Origin of the sequence: Herbiconiux dendrobii (assembly GCF_052048175.1) — a bacterium.
In the GTDB taxonomy this organism is placed as follows: Bacteria; Actinomycetota; Actinomycetes; order Actinomycetales; family Microbacteriaceae; genus Herbiconiux.
On sequence record NZ_JBLZQV010000004.1, the window covers coordinates 457,512 to 478,616 of the forward strand.

At 61.0% G+C, this 21,105-nt stretch carries 10 protein-coding genes; 3 read left to right on the top strand and 7 right to left on the bottom strand.

All coding sequences use genetic code 11. From position 1 onward, the window contains the following. Window positions 1-10: 10 nt before the first annotated feature. Both ACN4JJ_RS14930 and ACN4JJ_RS14935 read right to left on the bottom strand, forming a co-directional pair. The gene (locus ACN4JJ_RS14930; RefSeq protein ID WP_440710673.1) at window positions 11-301 is read right to left on the bottom strand and encodes a DUF3850 domain-containing protein; all 291 of its coding nucleotides are present in this window, start codon (window positions 299-301) and stop codon (window positions 11-13) included. After that, on the bottom strand, window positions 267-2,348 hold the full coding sequence (locus tag ACN4JJ_RS14935; RefSeq protein ID WP_440710674.1) for an FAD-dependent oxidoreductase: 2,082 nt from the start codon (window positions 2,346-2,348) through the stop codon (window positions 267-269). The genes ACN4JJ_RS14930 and ACN4JJ_RS14935 overlap by 35 nt, the downstream gene beginning before the upstream one ends. 612 nt (window positions 2,349-2,960) lie before the next feature. Between ACN4JJ_RS14935 and ACN4JJ_RS14940 the strand changes: the two genes are divergently transcribed. The 3 genes from ACN4JJ_RS14940 (at window position 2,961) to ACN4JJ_RS14950 (ending at window position 9,209) form a co-directional block, all read left to right on the top strand. Continuing rightward, window positions 2,961-3,248, top strand: coding sequence for a hypothetical protein (locus tag ACN4JJ_RS14940; RefSeq protein ID WP_440710675.1), 288 nt, complete (start codon window positions 2,961-2,963; stop codon window positions 3,246-3,248). Window positions 3,249-3,339: 91 nt separating this feature from the next. After that, entirely contained in the window at window positions 3,340-4,119 is a 780-nt protein-coding gene (locus ACN4JJ_RS14945) for a DUF4145 domain-containing protein (RefSeq protein WP_440710676.1), read from the top strand. A 1,433-nt stretch (window positions 4,120-5,552) separates the two neighbouring features. Next, window positions 5,553-9,209, top strand: a complete 3,657-nt coding sequence (locus tag ACN4JJ_RS14950) for an ORC-CDC6 family AAA ATPase (protein WP_440710677.1) — start codon at window positions 5,553-5,555, stop codon at window positions 9,207-9,209. A gap of 73 nt (window positions 9,210-9,282) precedes the next feature. Here ACN4JJ_RS14950 and ACN4JJ_RS14955 read toward each other — a convergent pair whose 3' ends face one another. From ACN4JJ_RS14955 to ACN4JJ_RS14975, 5 genes are read right to left on the bottom strand one after another with little or no spacing between them, the layout of a single operon-like run. Further along, window positions 9,283-12,276: a Z1 domain-containing protein gene (locus ACN4JJ_RS14955; protein ID WP_440710678.1), complete on the bottom strand. Its 2,994-nt coding sequence runs from the start codon at window positions 12,274-12,276 to the stop codon at window positions 9,283-9,285. Further along, window positions 12,266-13,264 (bottom strand): PD-(D/E)XK motif protein, encoded by a 999-nt coding sequence (locus ACN4JJ_RS14960; protein WP_440710679.1) that lies wholly within the window; start codon window positions 13,262-13,264, stop codon window positions 12,266-12,268. The genes ACN4JJ_RS14955 and ACN4JJ_RS14960 overlap by 11 nt, the downstream gene beginning before the upstream one ends. Next, on the bottom strand, window positions 13,257-14,780 hold the full coding sequence (locus tag ACN4JJ_RS14965; RefSeq protein WP_440710680.1) for an ATP-binding protein: 1,524 nt from the start codon (window positions 14,778-14,780) through the stop codon (window positions 13,257-13,259). Before ACN4JJ_RS14965 ends, ACN4JJ_RS14960 begins: the two co-directional genes overlap by 8 nt. 5 nt (window positions 14,781-14,785) lie before the next feature. After that, window positions 14,786-18,157 (bottom strand): Swt1 family HEPN domain-containing protein, encoded by a 3,372-nt coding sequence (locus tag ACN4JJ_RS14970; protein WP_440710681.1) that lies wholly within the window; start codon window positions 18,155-18,157, stop codon window positions 14,786-14,788. A gap of 2 nt (window positions 18,158-18,159) precedes the next feature. Further along, window positions 18,160-21,000 (bottom strand): DUF1156 domain-containing protein, encoded by a 2,841-nt coding sequence (locus ACN4JJ_RS14975; protein WP_440710682.1) that lies wholly within the window; start codon window positions 20,998-21,000, stop codon window positions 18,160-18,162. Window positions 21,001-21,105: the final 105 nt, after the last annotated feature.

Genomic DNA, 21,105 nt, shown 5'->3' on the forward strand with positions numbered 1-21,105 from the left:
GGCCCCGCGGCTAGTCCGACGAGTCAGCGAGCTCCATCAGGCTGACCGACATAATGCAGAATCCGTCCGCCAATCCTTGAGCCGATACAGCACAGGGAAATTCTGCCGATGTGATCGACCGCACCTCGAATACGCACTCTGCGCCCGTGTATCGCGATGTCACGGGGTCATATTCCCGAAGTTGAAGTAGGTCGCCTACAACGAAGTTTCGGTCGTTTTGCCTCAGTTCATGACTGCGTACTCCTGCCACCAGAGCCTGGAAGAACTCAGGCCAGCTCTTCAGTTCGTGAACTGTAGACACCAGATCCTCCTTCCGTTGCGATGAAGTCTGAGAAGTCGTAGTTGAGTTGGGCTAGTTCGCTAGATACAGGGGCCTTCTCGCGGTCGAGCACCTCCAGTGCCTGGAGCACGCCTACTGTTCGAGCACTGGACTCTATGGAGCTGTCGGATTGCCAAAAGCCCGTGTTAGCAACACGCTCGGCCGCCCCAGCTCTCCGCCCAGGCAGGCTTGCCATGAACGACCGAGCCATTTCTATTATCCCCTTAAGCCTTCTGCTGTCGGAGAAGTACCCCTTCACCTCACTGTCAAGATAGAGCACACCAACGACAACGTTCACTCCGTCACCATCTATTGGCGTGCCGAGCAGAGGAATTGCGGCGATGGACTTTACAGATTTATCCATTGTTCTCGACGCGGCGTTGAGATCGAGGGCATGCATGTCCTGGTCCAAAGTCGCGTGGGTTGCCGTGTGGACGGAACGTACGATTTTCTTCGTCTGGAACGCCAATCCAATCGTTGCATTGTCCGAGGGGAATGTTCGGCCTGCCGTAGACGATGAGCCCGTCAGGCAAAGCCCCTGGTACTCACACGCCTGCTGAAGGACTGTCTCACTACCAATTACTAGACGCCTGTGCAGAGTGACTCGAAGCCGTTTCGTCGGAGGATGCTCGACCGATAAGAATCCCGCAACGGCCGAGCAGAATGAGGACGCGATTAGCTGTGTCGGACCAGGCAGATATTCTTTGCGCCAATTCGCCTTCTTCCGGTCATCGACTTCGTTTGATGAAGTGAGAGGAATGTCAAAATAGCCACCCGACCAGCTAATCAGATCTGACTGCCGGTGACCGGCATCGTCCTTCCTTGCTACCGCCACCGCTTCCTGCAGCGGCGCCGATAGCGCACCGTTCAACATTTCGAATTTCTGTGTTCCATGACGAATGATGACCCGCTCCTTGGGTACGCCATGTTCGGTCGCCAAGACCTTCAGGTCGCGTTGAGATGGAATGAAACCTCCACTTCTAAAAAGAAGATACGCGAGTAGTTGATTCTGGAACGAGACCCGCTTCCCCGTAAATAGGTCCGCAAACGTCAACGACTTTGTATGAAGGATTACTTGCGAATCGTGCCGAAGCCGTTGCTGCATAGTGGAGAGAACAGCGGTCGCCTGAGTAGTGAAATCGCTGTGAGTCCAGACGCGATCCAACTCCTCGTAAAGATTCAGTTGACTCGCTTGAGAATGCAACATACTCAGCTCTGAACGCAGCTCAAGGTGCTCGCTGAAGAGCTCACTAAGGATTCGGTCCTGCCGAAAGTGCGCGATTCGTAGCCGAAAAAGGTCGATCATTGCGCCATCGCCACCGCCAGAGACGATGTACGTAGTACGTGCGTCGCCGAGTTGTGGCTGAGCCAAGGTTTCGTTCCGCCAGTAAGGACTGGCAGATCCGGAGTCGACGCCGAAGCCCACGGCGAGAATAATCAGGTCGAAGTCCTCGGCCCCGCCAATTGCCGAACGGCCTCCTTCAAGAGGTACTGATGGCTCCGCTGAATCGCGAGCATTGCCGATCCATTCGACCCGCGCGCAAGCCCTCTCGGCATTCAGTGAGATTTGCAGATGTTGAGTATTGCAAAATAGCCGAACAGAGGCCGTCGATTCCCCCGCTGTAACCGCGTCCTTATGCACCTTCACGACGTCGCGCCAACTCGCAAGGACCTGTACGACCACATCCGAAGCTCTCCCTGCTGTCCAATTGAGCAGGGGAAGGGCTGCGCTGAAGGACTCACTCCCTAGCTGAGGCCAGTCATAGATATGAGGGTGCAACCAGCGGGTATCGCTGCCATGCTGCAACGGCAGGAGTGTGTCGCGACGCTCGAAAATTGTCACCTGCGCATTGTTCAATTTCTTCAGCAGACCGGCCGCCACAGTAAGTCCCGCGAACCCTCCGCCCACGACCGCGATCCGCGATTGGTCAGAGAGCTTCCCAGACTCCACCAAGGCCCAGGCGAGATTTAGAGCTCGAATCTGCTGACTCAATACAGTCACGCCGGTATCGAACGTTCCAATAGACATGAAACGAGAGTCGCCCGGGTCAAGCAAGTACGACCTCACAACGTCCTCGGCAGCCTCCCGAACGGAAGTCAAATCTGGATTGGAGGATGCTTCAGCGCTAGTCACAGTGGAAATGCTACGGGAGTGTCAAGGTGTGAGCCGAGGCCGTCATGCATCGTAGATGCGTGTTCGGCCGGTCACGTGTGTAGATCGCGATGCGTCTCGTTTGTTGGGTATCTGCTCACCGGTTAGGCGGGCGCGTCGTCAGGTGCTGTTGTTCGCGAGCTTTGATCCGTCAGAGCTGTACGCCGAGCAGACGAGCTCGGTCGGAGTGAAGCACCTGAAGTCGCACCTCGAGGTGGCGGGTCAGCGGATCGGAACTCCCTGGACGCCGACCTGTGCCCCACAGCGATCTTCGACCGCCACCGAGACGACATTGCCAGCGAACTGCGGATGCGCGGCCTCGCGGTGAAGACGGATGTCGGCCTCTCCGACTTCGGTGTCGACCTGAGCATCGCGCCCACGGACGCCCCGGCCGCCCGTTCTTGGCTGTGATGCTCGACGGCGACTCGTGGAAGTCGCGTCGCACGGTCGCCGACCGCGACGGCCTCCACACTGAGATGGAAGAACCTGATGCACTGGCCTGCAGTCGAACGCGCCTGGCTACCGGAATGGCTTTACGGTCGCGATGCGGTACTCCACCGCCTCGATCTGGCGATCGCCAGGTTGCGCTGGACCGACGCCAACGGAGAACAGCTCGCCCGCGTCGACTCGATGGTTGAGCAGGCGCTCAAAGACGACGCGGAGATCGATAGCTGCTGCCGCCTCTCGCAACGGCAAGTTTTGCCTACGACGCCCGTCGATAGCCGTGAGTGGATCGTCGACGTCCCTCAAGATCCCCTGGCGCGACCCAGGTACTGAGGTCTAGTAGATCGGGTTTATCGTCACTGGGGTCATGCACGTCGACGGCTCCAGCACCCAAAACTATGAAGCGAATCGCTAGGCTCGCACCATGTCGGTCGATGAAGCTCTCTCGGATCTCTCGAAGACGATCGAAAGCGGACAACCGTGGCCCCGGCCGAGGTGTCCGAACTGTGCCACAGGTCACGTTCGATTCGGACGGCCCGCCGAATATGAAAGCTACGCTTCCGCGTCATCCCACAGTCATTCGGCGTTCGAGCCTGAATGGATCAACGGCACGTTCACTATTCGTGGCGAGTGCGAGAACCCGGATTGCAAGCAGTCGGTCCACGGTACGGGAGATTATTTTGTAGGCACCTCAATAGAGTCCGGCTCTGACGAACCATGGGACAAAGGACCGGAGCAATTCTCGTCATTTTATCGGCTCAGTCATCTACATCCCCCTATGCACCTGATGCCGGTGCCGCGTTCAGCGCCCGATCAACTTCGCGAGGGAGTCCTTCGGGCTTCGCGTGTCGTCTTCGCCGACGCGGGGCTCGCCGCTACTGCACTTCGATCGGTTGTTGAGCGTTTCCTGACAGCTCAGGGTGTGGCGTCCATCACCCATTCTGGCAAATTCCGTAACGCGCATCAGAGAATCGCCGAGTGGCGCGATGCAGATGTAATGAGAGAACACACAGCTGATCTTCTATTCGCTGTCAAGTGGTTGGGGAACGCTGGAACGCACGAGATCTCTGATCTGACTACGTTGGAACTGATCGATGGTGCGAAGCTTCTGGATGAAGCCTTCCATCGCGTCTACACGGGTCCAGACATTGATGCTCAGGCACAAACGATTAACACGGCCGAGGGTCCGAGCCGTTCAACATGATGCATATTGTGACGCCAAACCGGCACATCCTGAAAAGCGCTTCGTTCATTTCGCGCATCGAGTCCGAGCGTTCTGTAATCGAAACCGCAGCTGCGAATGATCAATGGCAAGTCACGGTCACGCAGCGCCCCGAGAAGCCTAAGATCTCCCTATGGGGGAGTACGGTTACGTGGCTAGGCAGTTTGCGATGACGGCGGAGAAGCGTGGCGGCAACAATCGTCCCGATGCGAAACTGAACCTTTGTCCATAATGAGGACTCCGATCCTGTCGCGCACCATCCTCGATCTGTATAGCCAAGTGTTGCAGGCGCCCGGCCGGGTGGACGCGATCGCTGCATTGACGAGTGCCTTGGCCGACTCAGGAACCCGTCGTCCAATTAGTGCCAATTCTGCCGATGTCGCGTCCAGCGGGGGACCAAGTTCACTGTCGACACTGCTATGTCCTTTGCACATTGTGGCCGCCGGGCTGACCGTCCCGAAGATCGGTGTCGTGGGACGCCCAGCTGGCGGAGCAGACGTACTGGGCACCATTCCTGACTATCAAGTAGGGCTGTCCAGCGACGAGTTTGAGCACGTCCTTCTAACGTCTCGCTACGCGCATACTGTCGCCGATCAAACATGGGCACCGGCAGATGCAGCCCTATTTCGCTTGCGCCAGGAGCAAGGTACGCAAGCCGTCCCGGCCCTCGCAATCGCAAGTATCCTTTCGAAGAAGCTCGCTGGCGGCGTAGGCATCGCAGGATTGGAGGCGAGGGTAGCGCCTCACGGGAATTTCGGTATGACGAGGCCTGAGGCCCGCAAGAACGCAGACCTGTACTGCGAGGTCGCAAACAGACTCGGTCTTGCACCGGTCGTGGTCATTACCGACGCACGAGTGCCCTTTCAGCCGTATCTCGGTAGAGGAGAGGCTCTGACCGCACTAACTCTCGTACTTCGCGAGCAGGCCCAAGACGCCTGGCTTACCAGTCACGCAGCGCTGTGCTCGACGATCGCCAATATCGTCACAAGCAATGGACGTGCGTCCAAGTCTTCAGTCGACACTCCCTCGCTCAGGCACGCGATGGAGGAAAACTTGCGCGCCCAAGGCTCTTCGATCGCGAATCTTGACCAGAGACTAGCCCTCGTGGCCTCGCAATCTCGGACGGTCGTGCATGCCAGGAGCGATGGATTCGCGGAGTACCGCTTGGATCGCATACGTAGCTTGTTACTCAAGACTCAGGCGTACTCGCAACATCGGTCCAGCAATCGATCCGCATATCCAGATGCCAGCGGCATACGTCTCATTAGCGCACCTTGGCAAGAAGTCCGATGCGGAGACCCGATTCTCGAGTTCCGTTCGACCCTGCAACCAGAGACTTCCACGCTCCTGGAGCTTTTCACCATTCGCACAACCGCCGGGGCTAACCCGAACGAGATTCTGGAGGTCGTGGGCCCATGACCAACCTGACCTGCTTCTGGCACCCGAAGCTTGGGTATCACGACCTCACCCTCGACGATGTTTGCGTGGATTGTGGTCGAACAATGAGACATCCTCTGCAACATAGACCTGTCGGAGGGCTGCCCGACTACGAGATCATCGGCTCCATAGATCGCGGCTACTACAGCGCCACATACATCGCGAGACAAGGCGTGCTCGGTCAGAAGGTCTGTCTAAAGATCATCCCTCGCACCATCTACGCGCTCCGTGGCAAGGATTTTGTCGAAGAGAGCAGACAGCACGCTGATGTTGCGAGCGGGACGCGACACTTAGTCAATATCCACAATGCGTTCGACGCCGAAGTGATGTTCGAAGGCGACACTGAAGCTCTTCCATGCCATGTGGCTGTGCTCGATTATGTGGACGGTCGATCTCTCCGCAGCCTCCTCGACGAGCCCAAGACAATTTCCGCCCGTGCAGCCGCTCAAATCGCCACGGACCTCCTCCGGCTACTGAATGAGCTCGAGAACAAGCAGGTGTTCCACAATGACCTGCATAGCGGCAACATCCTTGTTCAGGAGCTTCCACCCGAGCTGGAAAGAGGAGGGGCGATCGACCCATTCGTGCAGGTAGTTGCGGTCGACCTAGGCTCGGTGCTCGATCGCAGTCGTAGCGACGAGGCAAAGCAAATTGCGGACAGCCACCAGGTCACCGAGCACCTGATGCGCTTGGCACTGCGAGTTGTCCCGGATCCGATCGATGCACCGGACGTCGAATACCGTCTTGCGCTAGCACTGAACGACATCGCAAATCTGCTTAAGCCTGAAACTTTGACGCAACGGAACCCGAATTACACGGACTTGATAGCCGGAATCGAATCAGCGTTCATGGCAGCGTCGTCCCCCTGGAAGGAGCCGAACGGTGGTTTAGTGAGGTTCGGAGACTCGTTCAACGCGCAGACCATGCGGCCTTGGTTTGTCCCTAGGTTACTTGTCGATCCTGATGGTGAATGGCAACGCCGTATTGAGTCGTCCGGTCCGCTCGTGATCACCGGCATGCGAGGCTGCGGCAAGACGATGCTGCTTCGGTCTCTTCAGTTTCACGCGCGCGCGAGCACTGTCGGACAAGAGACGGGTGCGGCAAATACTCCGGCTGCGGTCACCGACGCGCTGCGTAGAGATGGTTACGTCGGGCTTTACGTCTCCTGCAACCGACTTCTCGATGGTCTCGGCAGACCTGACGGGCCTCTGCACGAACCGCATACAAGGCTTTTCCTTTCCTTCGCGCGCGAGGCCCTGCAGGCGATGAGACATCTCAGCGAGGTCGCAGGACGAAATGCGCTGAGCCCCGTTGCGCCTCGACCGATCGCCTCGCTAATTGGCTCGCTGATTAGCAACTCAGGCGTAGAAGACGGCGACAATCTTCACGTTCTAGAACGCAGGATCCTTGAGATGCTGCGATCTCTGGAGAGCGGTAAGAGCGACCATATATTGTCGGCGCACCCCGCGTCCGCCATGCCCAGCCTCGCGTTGGCTGTGTCGGAGTGCGCGGATGTGTGGACCGGATCTCGAGTCCTTTTCCTCCTTGATGACGTATCAACACGCCACCTCAACGAGGAATCTATCCGTGCGCTCATGTCTACTTTGATGTTCGTCAACGAGAACTGTGCATTCAAGATCACCACGGAGGCGCAGACTCTCGAGTTGGTTCTCAAATCCCCAGGTCTCGTCGAGACAGCGCGAAGCGGTCGCGACTACGACACATTCGATCTCGCCTCCGCTATCTACGCCAAGCTCCGAGACTCGCAGGGGCGTGCGGGCCGCGAGTTCGTTGCCAAGGTGCTTCAACAACGCGCGAACCTGACCTCATCGCACCCTGACTGGACCCCCTCGGAAATTGTGGGTGATCAACCACTCGTAGACATCGCCAGAAGAATTGCGGCTAGTACAGAATCGTCCCCCGATCGTAAGAATGTCTATTTCGGCATGAGCGCTCTTGCCGCCGTTTGCGTAGGCGACATTGGCGACGTCATTTCGATCTACGAATTGATACTCACCAAAGCAGGGCGCGTCTCAAGCGTCCCTGTCCCAGCGAAGTATCAATCCAGCGCCTTCCAAGAGTTCTGTTCGCGCCGCCTGTACCAACTGAGTCGGAGACAGGGGCGACTGAAGCACTTCGCGGATGGCTTCGCGAAAGCGGCACACGATCTACTCGTTCAGTCAGCGCGCCGCGACCCGGCGCGCATCCGGGACTACGCGAGCGTCTACGTGCGAGTCACTACCGGCGACACGGACAATCAGCTTCGCCAGCTTCGCGAACTGATGGATGCCGGCGTCTTTGTGCTCACCGGCGGCCCGGACACTCCAAGAACAAAGACTCGAGATTCGGATCCCATCGCGCAGTACACGCTGACGTTTAGGAAGCTCTTAGGGCTCGCCAGCGCAATCGGATTGTCTCAACGGGATCGGTTCGAACTATCCGGGCAGAATCTCATCGACTGGCTCGACGACCCGCAGAACTCCAGCGAGACACTAAAACGGAATCTTGCATCAACAGCAGACTTGGATCCGTCATTCCCTGTGGACATTCAGGTCCTGTCGTCACCACCGTCGATTCCGACGCTATTCGACGGTTTCGACGCTCGAGAACTTCAGGAACTTACTCAATCAGGCCCTAGTCGGCCGACGTTAAGTGAGCCCTTACCGTTTCCGTCGATACAGGAACTCGCACTCGACCAGTTGGCTTCGCTGCGGCCTCACACCTTGGTGACTGCGGCGGGCTTCGAGGAACGCGCATTTGTATCGACCAAACGGCTGCTGAATGAGTTCCGACCAGAACTCGCAGTCAGTGTGACCTATCCGCTGATTGGATACGGTGCTCAGATCCGCGATCTGCTGAATACAAGTGAAGGAGAGGTGAGAACTGTCGCGAGTGATCAATCTCTCACCATTGATACGCCGGGTGTCGGTGGAATCGGTGTTGTGGACACCACAGGTCTTTCCAAGAAATTCATCTACCACGCCATTCGCGGCCTGCTGAATCGTGACGGTCGCGTACTGGCTGTCTACACAGAGGCCGAGCGCTACTATCCCCTCAACGAAGAAGTCGCCATGCGCCTCGGCTCTGCCGCGGAGGATGATGACTACGCGCGCCTCGAAGCTTGCCACGACATCCTCACCGGCGAGACCCGCCCGTACCACTTCATCCCAATGCATAGCGGGGACGTCGACGATGGCCGACGAAGAGCGCTTCTGGCGTCGAGCTCGGCCAAGCACGAGCGGTTGTTCTCGCTGCTCGAAGAGCGTGACTATGATCACGTCGAGATTCTGGTTCCATCCGGGGACTCGGCCCGAGACGATCTCGCGCGACTGGCCGCGAGGGTGGCAGCGCAGGACGCGCATTCTTGTAATACCCGTCAGATCCCTAGCAGCAGTCCCGAGCATGCACTCACGGCGATCCGCGAAACATATGAGGAGTACTACGCGCTGTCCAACTTCAACTTCGAAGTCGGCTTGACCGGCTCCAAGATGCAGGCGATCGCAATTGCAGCGGCAAGCACTTCGCTCAAATTCTCTCAGGCATGGTACGTCCAACCAGACCATTTCGATACCGGTCGATTCACCAACGGCGTCGGAAGGACGAGAGTTTTCCTGATTGAGGCCGCTACCCCGTAGATCCGTAGTCTTCGTATCGATCAACGCGTGCGCCATGTTGCGCGCGGAGGCACCAATGCAGCTACACCTGTCTTCAATCCGCTAGCGGGACAATCGCCTGGTTCTTTCGCGTCCAATCGCGCACACGGAAGCCGATCCGTCCGCGCGGAGCGGCCAGTCTCGGCAACACAAGCGAGAACAGCGTCGCAACTTCGGATGCGGGCACGTCGCTCGGCAGATGATTGGGGTCACGGTCATCGCCGACGGGATCTGCTGCGAAAGTCAGCAGCATCGCACCGCGTGTTGGAGTGTAGAGCGATTCGGCGTTCGGGCCCCCGCGTTTCTCTGGGTTGCCGCCGATGTGCTGGACTGCATCCCTCTGACGGAAGGAGCTTCCGGAGAACCCTCCTCGAATTCCATCGCGTCGCGTGCGCTTAAGCACCGGGATTTCACTTTGGTCGACAGCGCGAAGAATCGGCGTCTTGCCCAGATACGGCACCACCACGGCCCAGTCGACGAGGGTCTTCTCGAGCATTGCCCGTTCGAGCATCGACAGAGTCGGGGCGAATGAGAACCCGTCGATCCAGCGAAACTGGCCCAAAGCTTCGACCATGTCTGCCGCGGGAACGATTACTGTCCGGGCGGGGAATGATCCACGCTTTGACGTCGCCGGATCTCTGTACTCGAACTCCATCTCTGGTCCAAGTAGGGGAAGCCAATTCTTGACCGCGGCGAAGTGTGCGTTGTTGACTGCACCGGTCCTCCCACGATCCGGCTGACGAGGGTAGTCCTTGAGTAGCCCGCCGTCCCCCACGAAGTCGAGTTCGGCGTTATACATTTTGTTGGGACTGGTCGGCTTCAGCCAGGGCAACTGCTGGAACACAAGTGGCGGCACCTCGATCGGGCGGACCATGGGCTCACCTTGCTCGTCGAGCTCAGAGAAGGTTCGAAGCTGAGCGCGGAAGTCCTCTTCGTCTTCCACTATCGCCTGGAACGCCTCGTACAAATCGAACGTCTTGCCTCGTGGTCCCATCGCATTCCGCGCGATGAATAGACGGACCAGGTCACGGTACCCGTGACGGTAGCCGAACCAACGGCCCATCTGCATGAGGCTGTCGGCCTGCTGCGCCCGACGGCGGTAATAGGTCACCGTTAGGCCTTCGACAGTGAAACCGCGGCTGAGCTTGGTGCCGCCGACGAGGATGCGCCAGACCCTCCCCTTTTGAAAGTCAACCTGCTCATAGTCCGCGTCCTTGTCACCGTTGACGATGATGACCGGATCGCCGCTCACCAGGATGAGGTCTAGAGCTTTTCCCACGTAGGGTGCCAGTTCATCGAATTCAGCCGGGAGCGACGCAGGCCAGTCGCGAGAGCCAGTCACGGGGACGATGTCTCTTTCGTACAGACCACGGAGCCTCACCCGTGCCTGCGGTGACGAGTAACCCGCGCGGGCCCATACGCGTCGGATCGTTGCTGCGAGATCCTTGTGCTCGGCGGTCCTCACAGATTCGTGCACCAGCATCGTGTGATGCGCGAACGAAAGAGAAGGGTCAGCATCCGCGCGCCAGAGCTTGATCGCCCCGGTGAGCACGTATGAGTCGATGGCCTCCCGAAGCTCCTCAGCAGCCCGCTCCTCGCTATCCGCGACGAGGTCTCTGACAAACGCCGTCTCGTTTGAGACCGCGGGATTCCCTTCATCTTCCTCTGCGACACCATCGAGATCATGGAATTCGCGGCCTCCCATATACGCCGGCGGCGGAGTGAGGCTGATGATGAAGTCCTTCGGGAAGATGTCCTCTGAGTCTTCCGGCGAGACGAATACGTTCGCGAAGGGCGTCGCCGTGTAGCCGATGTACTGACTGCGCTTGAGCTCTCCCAGCAGTTCCGCGATAAGTCCATTGATGGCGGTCCGCTCGATCTGCTCGGCAGACTTCTGTTTCGCCGGATTGACGGTGTTGACCGAGGCCTGGTCTGCCTCGTCGTCGATGATCAGCACCGGGATCTCATCGAGTCTCGCCTTGACGTTGCGGAGATCCTGCACGAGTTTGCTCAGCACGGCCTTGTTCTTCTTGACGACCGCGATACGCACGTCTGTGTCGAACAGGTTCTCCTTGTGCCAGACAGGGAGCCGGGGATTGCGCAGTTCGTTCCCGCTTCGAAAATCGAGCGCATCGAGACCTGCAGCAAGCCGCTTGTAGTCGTACGTTTTCCCGGTGAGTCGGCGGATCGCGGGAATCCCCGGCTCCAAGCTGAAATCGATACCGTGTGTCAGGAATCGGCCCTCGGACCAGTCAAGATCACCGTCGCCCACGTAGTCGATGTCGGCGATCGCCTTCGAGTCTGTGCGATCGCGGCCTCCAAGGATGTTCTCCTCCCCGACGAGCTCCATGTCGAGGCGCCGCTGGGTCTGCCCACGAAGAAGTTCGACGGTACCCGTCAGCACGATGACGAGTCGATAACCCGCATCGATGGCCTTTGCGATCACGCCCGTGAAGTTGGCGGTCTTTCCGCTCTGGACGTGTCCGACGACGAGACCCTTCGCCTGATAGGGCTCCTCTGCTGTCGGCTCCGCGAGACGGGAGACGATGTTCGTCGTGATGGCATCGATGGAAGCGACCGCATTCGGATCGAGCTTGTCCCGCAGAACGCCTTCATAGGCGGGCCAGTAGAACCGATGGGCCCGTTGGCGCTCTGGTGTATACCAAGGCTCCCAGTTCGGATCGACGATACTCACATCTGCGGCGAGATAGGCGGGATGCGCGCCGTCGATGATTGCTGCCGAAGCCTCGCTGAAGCCGAGTAGCCGGAGGACGAGGTCGCGGCGGTCCCGAGTGGCCGGCTTGGTCTCCTGTCGCCATTCCGCGTCAGGTATGGCATCCCACCGGGCCAGGGCAAGGTGGAAGGCCGTGTGCTCCGGGCTGTTGACGTCCCCGACGGTGAGGATCTCGACGAGCTCGTGTTCATCGATGCGTATGCCGCTTCTGGCGAGCTTGTGCGCTACATCTCCGAGTAGATCCTCTGGCCCATAGACGTCCATCCCTCCTAGCGCAGAGACGATAGCCCTGCTGTACTCGTCCTCACGAACCATCGGACGTGTTCCCTTCACAGAAGCCCGCGAGCTCGGCGGGCGGTGATCCGACTGCCAGGCCGGTGACATCAATACGGTAGACCAGGCCCACGACAAGCTCGGGTCTGCGAACGATCTTTGCGAGCCCGTCGGGGACGACCGCCGGAAACTCGTCGTCGACAAGATAGCTGCGAGGCATGCTGCGCAGCACATAGCCACGTGTGTAAACGTCGTCGGCATTCAGGTCTTCCCAGCCGACTGCCCGGAGTCGCTCCTCGAATACCCGCGCGCCACGCGAGAGCAGCCCTCGCACTCGACGGACCCGCCCGGGCAGAGTCTCTCCCCCCGCGGCCGCGCCTGCGGCGGTCACCTGGATCGAAACCAGATGCAACGGTCGTTCTGGAGATGGCAGCAGTTGGGTTGCGCTGCCGATCACGTGGACTCGCGACTCCCCTCGCGTGGTCTTGACCTCTAGATCGCATCCGTCGAGCACGAAGTCATGTTCCTCATTCTGGGGCCCGAGCCACGCCGCGGTGGCGGCCTCCTCCCCCGTCGCCTCGATGAGGTGGGCGAAGACTCCGAGCTCACCGAACAGACCGATCTCCTGCTCGTCGCTGAGCGATCGTCGACGAGTGAGGAGCTCTCGATACGCGGCGAGAGCTTCCGACACAGAGTGACGGAACGGCCTGCCGGCCCCCATCTGGTCCACGACCGACATGATCAGCGAGTAGCCTTCGTAGGCCATACCGTCCGCATCGATGGTCAGTTCGAACCAGAGCGACTCCTCGCCCGGCTCCTCCACGATGTCGAATGTGAGCCGGTCGTAGGCGCCGACGTCAGCGGGAGAGTCCGTCGCAGGAGTGCGCAGGCGCAGACGTTTCAATTCCGGTTCGATGATCAGCAGGCAGCTAGGCGCATCTGAGAGCAGATGGACGGTCGGCGCACCGGAGCGGAAATACCGCTCCAGCGTCTCTGGCGTGAACAGCGGTCTGGGTGCTTCGTCACTCATCGTCATCCACTCCCTCGACCTGCCGACTCTCAAGTTCCTCCTCTAACGATGCCATGATCAGGTCGTTCCAAGCCGCCAACTCCTCCCTCTCACGCCCGCCCAGCATCGACCCTTCGAAGAATCGCGAGTACAGCAAGAGGAGGAGCATCTTGAGCAAAGGAGCGTCGTCAGCCTCGCCGGTGTCGGCTCCGAGCACCTTCCGGTACCGACTGTTCATCCACAGTGTGCGGCGATCCAGGTCGACATCTGTGAAAGAACCGCCGCGCATGGTGCGCCAGCGAATCTCGATGGGACCGTGGTCGGAGAAAGATACCGACTGCGAGATCGTTTCGAGCAGCTCCGGGCTGAGGCCCCTCCGGGGTTCGGCCAGCGTGATTGGTCGGCGAGTCCGGCGACGCGATACCGCGGCCTCCTGCTCAGCGAGACCTAGGTAGTCACGAAACCCACGGCCTTGCCTGTCGGTACTGCCTTCGATGGCCTCGCGCAGGTCGGCGTCGAATTCGACTCCCGACTTCTCCGGATTGATCGTCGCGTGGCGCACCACTGCATCGCCGAGTTCGAACACGATCCGCGCGTAGGCCAGGTCCCTGGTGCCGTGAACGATCCCGTTCCATCCTCCTGCCTGCAGCAAGCGATCATTCCGGTAGATGTAGAACCCCTGCCGTTCCTCGCCCGAGCGACCGGCAAGCCTGAAAGAGTGTGCGTCCGCCTGCGCGGCCGGCCAGACGTGCCCCTGGAGACCGATCACTTCTCCGTCGAGGTGTCCCTGCAGATCGACTACGGCTCCGCCTCCCGGCGGTGCGATGTAGCCGAACGGATCGATCGGGTCGACTGTTCTCGAAGCCCCCGCTTCCTGGAGGCCGATATCGAACTCGTCGATGGTGATCGTCACCCGGCCCGCAGCGATCAGACGGTGCAGAACGAGACCGAGGTGCATCCGGAGCGCCTCGACAGTCGTTTCGAGCCAGGCCGTCCGCTCGTCATCATGCGACGAGCTCAGGAACGTGCGGACGCCCCGCCATTCCACGACGGTGCCCTTGGCGGACGATCCTCCGGGGATAGACGCACCGCGCTCGCTCAGGATGTTGGTCACCTGTCTCGAATCAAGCTCCGAAACGCGTGTGGGACTTGTCGCCGTGATCCGACGCCCGACGGCAGTGCCCCCACTCGATCGGCTGAACACGTCGAGGATGTTGGCCTGGCTCAAAGAGGCTGCTTTGAGACCGAGGCCGAAATGCCCGAGATCATCCTGCGCGTAGTCGCGGCGGCGAGCGAAGGTCATGGCAGAGTCGATCCGTGATGCGTCCATGCCGTCTCCGTCATCGATGACGCGGAGCCCCTGCATGGCACCGCCATCGGAGAGGAAGCGGATATGCACGCGTTCGGCGCGGGCGTCGATGCTGTTGTCGACGAGGTCGGCGAGGGCAGTCCCGAGCGTGTGATGCCGGCCCACCGCATCTGCGATGCTGGGATCCGGCGGCACGTCCTTGTGGCCGACCTCGGCGATACCGTCCATCGCGCTCAGAGCTCCGAGAAGGTGCCCGGGGCGAGCCCAAGACTGCGCGCGTTCTCCGAAACCGTCCGAACGGTATCGGTGGCGAAGCCCTGCGATCTGTCCGCCGCGATGGATAGTCGGATCTCGAAGGTGTCAGGGTCCGCCTCCTGGAGGTGGACGAGTACTTCGTCGACGATCGCCGCGAGCTGCGCTCGAAGATCCCCCCGCGGCTTCAGGTCGATGTCTCCCTCGAAACGGGCGTTCGGCACCCGTGGCGGTAGCGGCGCGGGCGGTTTGATCCTGCCGTGGCCCGTCGCGGAACTATCCGAGGATCCACTTTCTTCAGAAGTCGCAGAGCTGCCGGCTTCGGTCTCGGAAGTGCTCGCAGCGCGCTCCCGTGCGATCTGTTCTCCCGCCAGGCGCGGTGACACCAGGAGCGTCCGATCGGTCACCTCACCGGAATCGTGATCGAACGGAATCCGCAGGTTGGTGTAGTCGCCGGTCGATTCGTCGTATTCGTCTGCGAGCGCGAAGCCCTTCTGCGACCAGCCGGCGTCCGTCATGACGGAGCTGACCGCATCGAGGAGGACGGATTTGTCCCGCAACCGAGGCATGTACGGGTACTGCAGGTGGTACTGCCACAGCTCGCCGACAGCGATGTGGCCGCGGTTCCAGCGGCTGCGCAGGTAACGGTCGAAGATGAGCGTGAGCGCGAGCGGAGAGGTTCGCGTGTAGATGACGTCGTCCCGTCCGAGCCGCAGACCCGTGCGAACCGCTAGTCGTCGTTCATCACCGTCGACTTTCACTATCACCGGTTCAAGCGGCTGCGTCCCGTCTGTCTGCACTGGATGCACAGCCCAGATCCACGCAGAGGATAGACGCTGATCGACTACAGCGGCCGTCTCCGCCTCCCTGCGACGAGCATGCTCCGCCTGGCTCTGCGTGAGGTCGAGCTCTCGCACGCCGGACGCGATCTGGGCCCAGGCCATCTGGGTGCGCAGTGCCTCCTCGACCTCTGCCCAGCGATTCACGTCTGCGGCCACAACGATCACGGTGTTCGCGTTCTGGCGTGCCGCGGAGCCTCGAGTGCGGACGAGTTCGTCGATGAATCCCCAACCGGCACCTTCCCGGGGCTTTCCGGTGAGCGTATGCCGCGGGTGCAGCACGACGAGCCTGACCTGCTCCGATTCCGGCACGTCGGAGGTGGCCTCCGGCGCTATAACGAAGCCACCGAACTCCGGAGCGCTACCGATTGTGCCGCGCAACAGCGAGACGGCCCTTACGTAGACGTCCTCGATGTCGAGTGCCTGCGCGCGGTCGGCGACGAGCCTATTCACGGAGGGTTGCCTGTCGTACCAGTGGCGGCTGCCCTCCGAGTAGAGATAGGTGGCCCGATCGCCGAGCATTTGGAGGGCGGAGCTGAAGTTGCCGATCGTGTCGCCGGGCATGGCGACACCGAGGAAGATCCGCTGCCGCTCGATGCCCTTGTGCCCGCTCTCGAGGGTCGCCGCGGATCCGAGGAACAATGCGCGAGCGATACGGCGAGTCAGCGCACGTCTGCCGAACAACGGCCGCTCGCGGTCTACGAGGAGTGGGGTCGCATTCTCGCCGTCGATGTCGGTCTCGATGATGCTGCGCCAAGCGTCGTCGAGGTAGGCGGTCACTTCGTCTCGCACGGCCGGGTCGTCTAGGGGCATCGAGCCGGGCATGATCAGCGGCGAGTCATCACCGGCCACGAAGAGGGAGTGGACGACGGCGCTCATCATGCGGAGCACCCCGCGAGTGCGCTGGAACCGTTCGAGTGCGGACCAGTCACCATATAGCCTGTCGAAGAGCTCCGGATGGATCGGGTAAGCGGCTCTCAGCCGGGCTTCGTACTCCACCTGCCGAGTTTCAGGCGGCAGTTCGCCGGTTTGCCCTCGGTAGTACTCCGCGAAGCGACGAACCGTCGCATCGATCTTCCTGCGCCCGTCGGCGTCAGGCTCCGTGAAGAGTCTTCTCCGCACGATCTCAAAGGATTCCCCGCTGGAAGCCGGAGTCCAGTTGTGGGCGACGCGCGTGACGACGTGCTGGAGCCGCTGCAACGCGGCTCTCCCGTTCGCACCTCCGATCTCGAGATCGGATCCGCTGGCCCCCTCCTCGTCGAACCGGATGTCGGAGGCCGGGATCGAGACGAGTAGAAGTGCGCCGGGAACGGACTTGACCACCTCAGTGAGCTGCTGCGCGAAGGTGAACTGGGAGTCGAACGTACCGCCGACCAGATCGTCGCGGCCGTAGAGGCCGCGAGCATAAGCGACCCATTCGTCGATAAGAATGAGCGCCGGCGAGTACCGAGCGATGAGTGCACGTAGGGCTTCGCCCGGATTAGTACCGGTGCGATCCGCATCGGCTACGAATGCGTAACCCCCGGCGCCGCCCAGCTGCCAAGCCAGCTCTCCCCAGATCGTGTTCACGACAGTGCCGTCGGCCTTGGTCACTGGCTGTCCCGGGGCGATCTCGTTGCCGACGATCGCCACTCGTTTGACCTGACGATCGAGCAGGGCGGAGGAATCCCTGCCCAACAGGTCCTGCACCGCCTGCGGATAGTCGGCGAGCGGCCGGCCGCTGAAGAGATGCCATGCGGCGAGCATGGAGTGGGTCTTGCCGCCGCCAAAGGTGGTCTGCAGGTTGATTACTGACTGCGCGTTGGCATCACCGGAGATCCGCTTTGCGGTCATCGACAACAGCGTCTTCAAACCCTCGGTGAGGTAGGTGCGCTCGAAGAACCTGACGGGATCGACGTACTCGGGAGCCCCTTCGCCAGCGGCCACCTGATGAAGGTCGGCTGCGAACTCGGCCCGAGCGAAGTTGCCGGCAGCGATGTCGGGATGGGGAGTGAGGACCTCCCGCCAGGGGGCGAGGTCTGAATCAGCGAGCTCCGGCATCGACGACGCTGCCGCTCGAACGTCGCGCCGTGTCTCCTCCGCGTAGGCGGCGCGCTGCGCGTCGGCTTTCAGCTTTCGCACCGTATCGGCCTGAGCGGGTGCTCCGATAGCTCTCAACAGACGTTCGCACGTGTCGAGCGCACGGTAGGTGTCGTCAGCGGTGAAAGGCTTGCGATGCGCCCAGCCGTTGCGCACCTCCCTCATCTCGCCGGCAAGGTTCTGCTCTCCTCGGGAGAGCCGTTCCCCGAAGGGGAAGCCGAGCGCCCCCATCCTCTCGGTGATCGCACGGAGCTGCATCTGCGGATCGTTCCGGTCGTAGTCGCGCCCGTCTCGGCCGTCCTTCGCGGCGAGGAGAGCAGTCCAATCCGTACCGTCGGGAATGTGCGGGGCAAGCACGCCCTCGACAAATGGCGCAAGTGCCGAGGCGAGCACATCGAGCGCTCGCCCGACCCGATCGATATTGCTGATCGCCACTGTCAGTCCTTCCCGAGGGAATCGAAGTCGAGCTGCGATGTCGTCGTCGCAGGGGCACTCGCGCTCTCCGCGGCACGCGCCGCAGCGCGAACCTCGGGCCAGGAGCTACCGAGCCCGTTGAAGAGGATGCCGGAGGCAGTCCACCCCCTTTTCTCGCTGATCGAGTACAGAAGGTAGGCAAGCTGATGGGCGGCTGACGTGTCGACCCCACGCTGTTCGGCTCTGTTCAGGATGCGGCCGGCCGCATCGAGACCGCCCCGTTCGTCGTCCAACGCGCGCGCAAGGTTCAAGACGACCTCCCAGAGGCTGATCCTGTCGTCCGTCATTGGGTCGTACCCGTCAGGAAGATCAGCCGGGGCGATGAGCGCGACCTTGCCCCCGCTCGAGCGGAGGACACCAGAGCGCCGCAAGCTCTCCACAGAGGCGTTCTTCGCGTTGGCGAGCGTCTCCGCGTCGCCATAGAGCCCCTCTGTGAAACCGTGCCCTTCGAACCAGGAGATGCACCACCGTGTGTCGGCGTCGAAGTCGCCCTCCTGCTCTGAGACGACCTCGTCGAGCATCGCGTTGATCTGCCGCAGCGCCTCGCGCACCGGCATCGGCGACCCATCGGACTCGATCACCTCCGAGTACTTCGAGTACACGGCCATGCCCGGCCCGATTGCAGCCTGAGCGAGATCGACAGGTGCCACGCTCCCCTGCTGCAGTGCGCGAAGCGCTTCCGGCAACGTGGAGCGCAGCTCGGCCGAGAAACCCCGACGATCGATCGCGGAAGCATCCTCGGAACGTGGGCGCAAGGCGAGCACGATGGAGGAGGCGAGCGCATTAGTGCCGATGCTGATCATTCGACCTCCCCGTTCGGAGCGCATGGGCCAAGTGGCAGTGATCGACCAGCCAGCACGGATCATGCTCCCGAGAATCGTCTCCCATCCCGTCGAAGCCTGGCCTGAGTCGTCTGTCTCGGACTGTTTGAACGCGTAATAGACAGCAATCGGGTAATCATGGCTAGCCGAATCACGCGCCCTAACGAAGACGTCCTCAAAGCCGTGCTCGAAGAAGTCGCGTGCTCCCTTCGTTCCACCATGACGATAGGGATTGGCGACGAGTTCTTCTGCCTTGGGAACGAGCATTGTGCTCAGGAGTTTGGGATGCACCGATCTCAGAGACCGACGGAGCCATACGTAGAAGAAGTCGGAAAGGTCTGAGTAACCGATGTTGTCGTAGTACGGCGGATCCGTCGAGACGAGGAGGTTTGAGTAGTCACGTGTTGCTGCGTCGGCCTGATCGACGGTAGGTGCAGCACCACCCGGAACCTTCTCAACAGCTCGTGACACTGCGCGAATCATGATGTCTAACCCACCGGAAGACCTGGCGAACGGGTTTCCCTCCGCAAAATCCCAGGCCATCGGAATTGCTTGGCGAGCAAAAACGTTGCGAAGAATCTCCATTTGCGGATTGCTAGCCCAAGTGGTGATTGACGCTAGATAGTCGGTCAACCTGGAAGTCACCAAGCCGAGGTAGGTGGCGACGGCGTCGGCATAGGCCGCGGCGGCGGTGCCGCCCTGTTCGAGGCGATCGCCTTCGGGAAGGCCGGAGTCGAGTGCGTCGCGGAGAATACGCTCGCGGGCCTCGCCCACGAGATCGCTGAACGTCGTCAACGCCGTCAACTGCCTGGTCGTGAACAGCGACGCGAAACTTGTCAGCCCGTAGCGGACTACGTTGATTCGGCCAGGCCAGTCGAAGAGTTCGCCAGCTGGGACATCGACTGGGCGAGTATCAGACGCAGCCTGGATGTGGGCCGGTGTCGAGGGAAGGTAAACCCGGGTTCTTGTTCCCTCCGCAACCACTGCCATGAGCTGAGCACCGAGTCCGACGCTGCGGCTCTTGGATCGAACGTATTCCAGCGGGACAGCGGTTGCGCAAGAAATACACGACGCACCTTGCCTTCCGACTGTCCCGTCAGCGCCTTCCGTCGGCGCCCTTCTCGGGTCGTGACCGATCGAGTATTCGACGCGCCCGTCCGTCACCGTCGGTATGACGTAGGCCTCCTTCCCCTTCTTTTTCCCGAGCCACCATGAGCGCACGAGCGGCATCTCGATGCCGCAGGCGGGGTTCGGGCAAGTGACTGTGCGTGCCCAGATCCAGGCGATCACGGTCGCCTCGGTGCCATCGTCGAGTGTCGCCTTGGGGTAGAGGTGCCCGATGCGTTTCTCCGCCTCGTCGCGCATCCAGGAACCGTACCGGCGCACGTCCTCGGCTAGTCCGGTCGCCTTCGGCCAGCCGTTCCGCTCCGCCGCCGCATCCGGGAACACCGGGGCACGACCGGCGAACTTGGGCGGAATCTCGATGAGCGCCTTATTGATGAGCACGGCCACCGGGTTGAGGTCGGAGGCGTGCGCCTCCAGCCCGAGCCTTTGGGCCTCCAGCGGGATGGTGCCACCACCGGCGAAGGGGTCGAGGATTGCGGGCGGCTTACCTCCTGTTGACCGGTCGATCTCGGCCCGGACCGCGTCGAAGAGCCGCTCGTCGCCGAGGTTGTCCCAGTCAACCATTCGTGTGATCAAGTCGAAGAGCCGCTCGCGTTCCGCATCGATCTGCCGCTCCACGTAGCCAGCGACATCCGTCTCGTCCTGCCGGAGTGCCTCATCCCGGAACTCATCCTCCCGGGAGGACGGATCATCCACGAGCTGCGCGAACAGCACGGCACGAGCCGTCGCCAGAGGGCGTCTTGCCCACCAGAGATGCAGTGTCGAGGGATGTCCATGGCGGATCGATTTCTCCCGCGCCGACTGCGCATTGATTGCGTCGAGAGGCAGCGCAACCTCGATCAGCTTCTTCTTCGACATTCTGCTCCGAGCATGCATAACCATACGCGTACCGGCTCCCCCGATCCGCAACAACTAGGGCTCAACTCTACAGAGGTCGCCTTAGTTGAATCGGAGCCTGCGGGC

Excerpts from the sequence above, each read along its gene's own strand:
- ACN4JJ_RS14935 (WP_440710674.1), bottom strand. The coding sequence starts at position 2,348 with ATGTCTATTGGAACGTTCGATACCGGCGTGACTGTATTGAGTCAGCAG.
- ACN4JJ_RS14940 (WP_440710675.1), top strand. The coding sequence starts at position 2,961 with ATGCACTGGCCTGCAGTCGAACGCGCCTGGCTACCGGAATGGCTTTAC.
- ACN4JJ_RS14945 (WP_440710676.1), top strand. The coding sequence starts at position 3,340 with ATGTCGGTCGATGAAGCTCTCTCGGATCTCTCGAAGACGATCGAAAGC.
- ACN4JJ_RS14950 (WP_440710677.1), top strand. The coding sequence starts at position 5,553 with ATGACCAACCTGACCTGCTTCTGGCACCCGAAGCTTGGGTATCACGAC.
- ACN4JJ_RS14955 (WP_440710678.1), bottom strand. The coding sequence starts at position 12,276 with ATGGTTCGTGAGGACGAGTACAGCAGGGCTATCGTCTCTGCGCTAGGA.
- ACN4JJ_RS14960 (WP_440710679.1), bottom strand. The coding sequence starts at position 13,264 with ATGAGTGACGAAGCACCCAGACCGCTGTTCACGCCAGAGACGCTGGAG.
- ACN4JJ_RS14965 (WP_440710680.1), bottom strand. The coding sequence starts at position 14,780 with ATGGACGGTATCGCCGAGGTCGGCCACAAGGACGTGCCGCCGGATCCC.
- ACN4JJ_RS14975 (WP_440710682.1), bottom strand. The coding sequence starts at position 21,000 with ATGTCGAAGAAGAAGCTGATCGAGGTTGCGCTGCCTCTCGACGCAATC.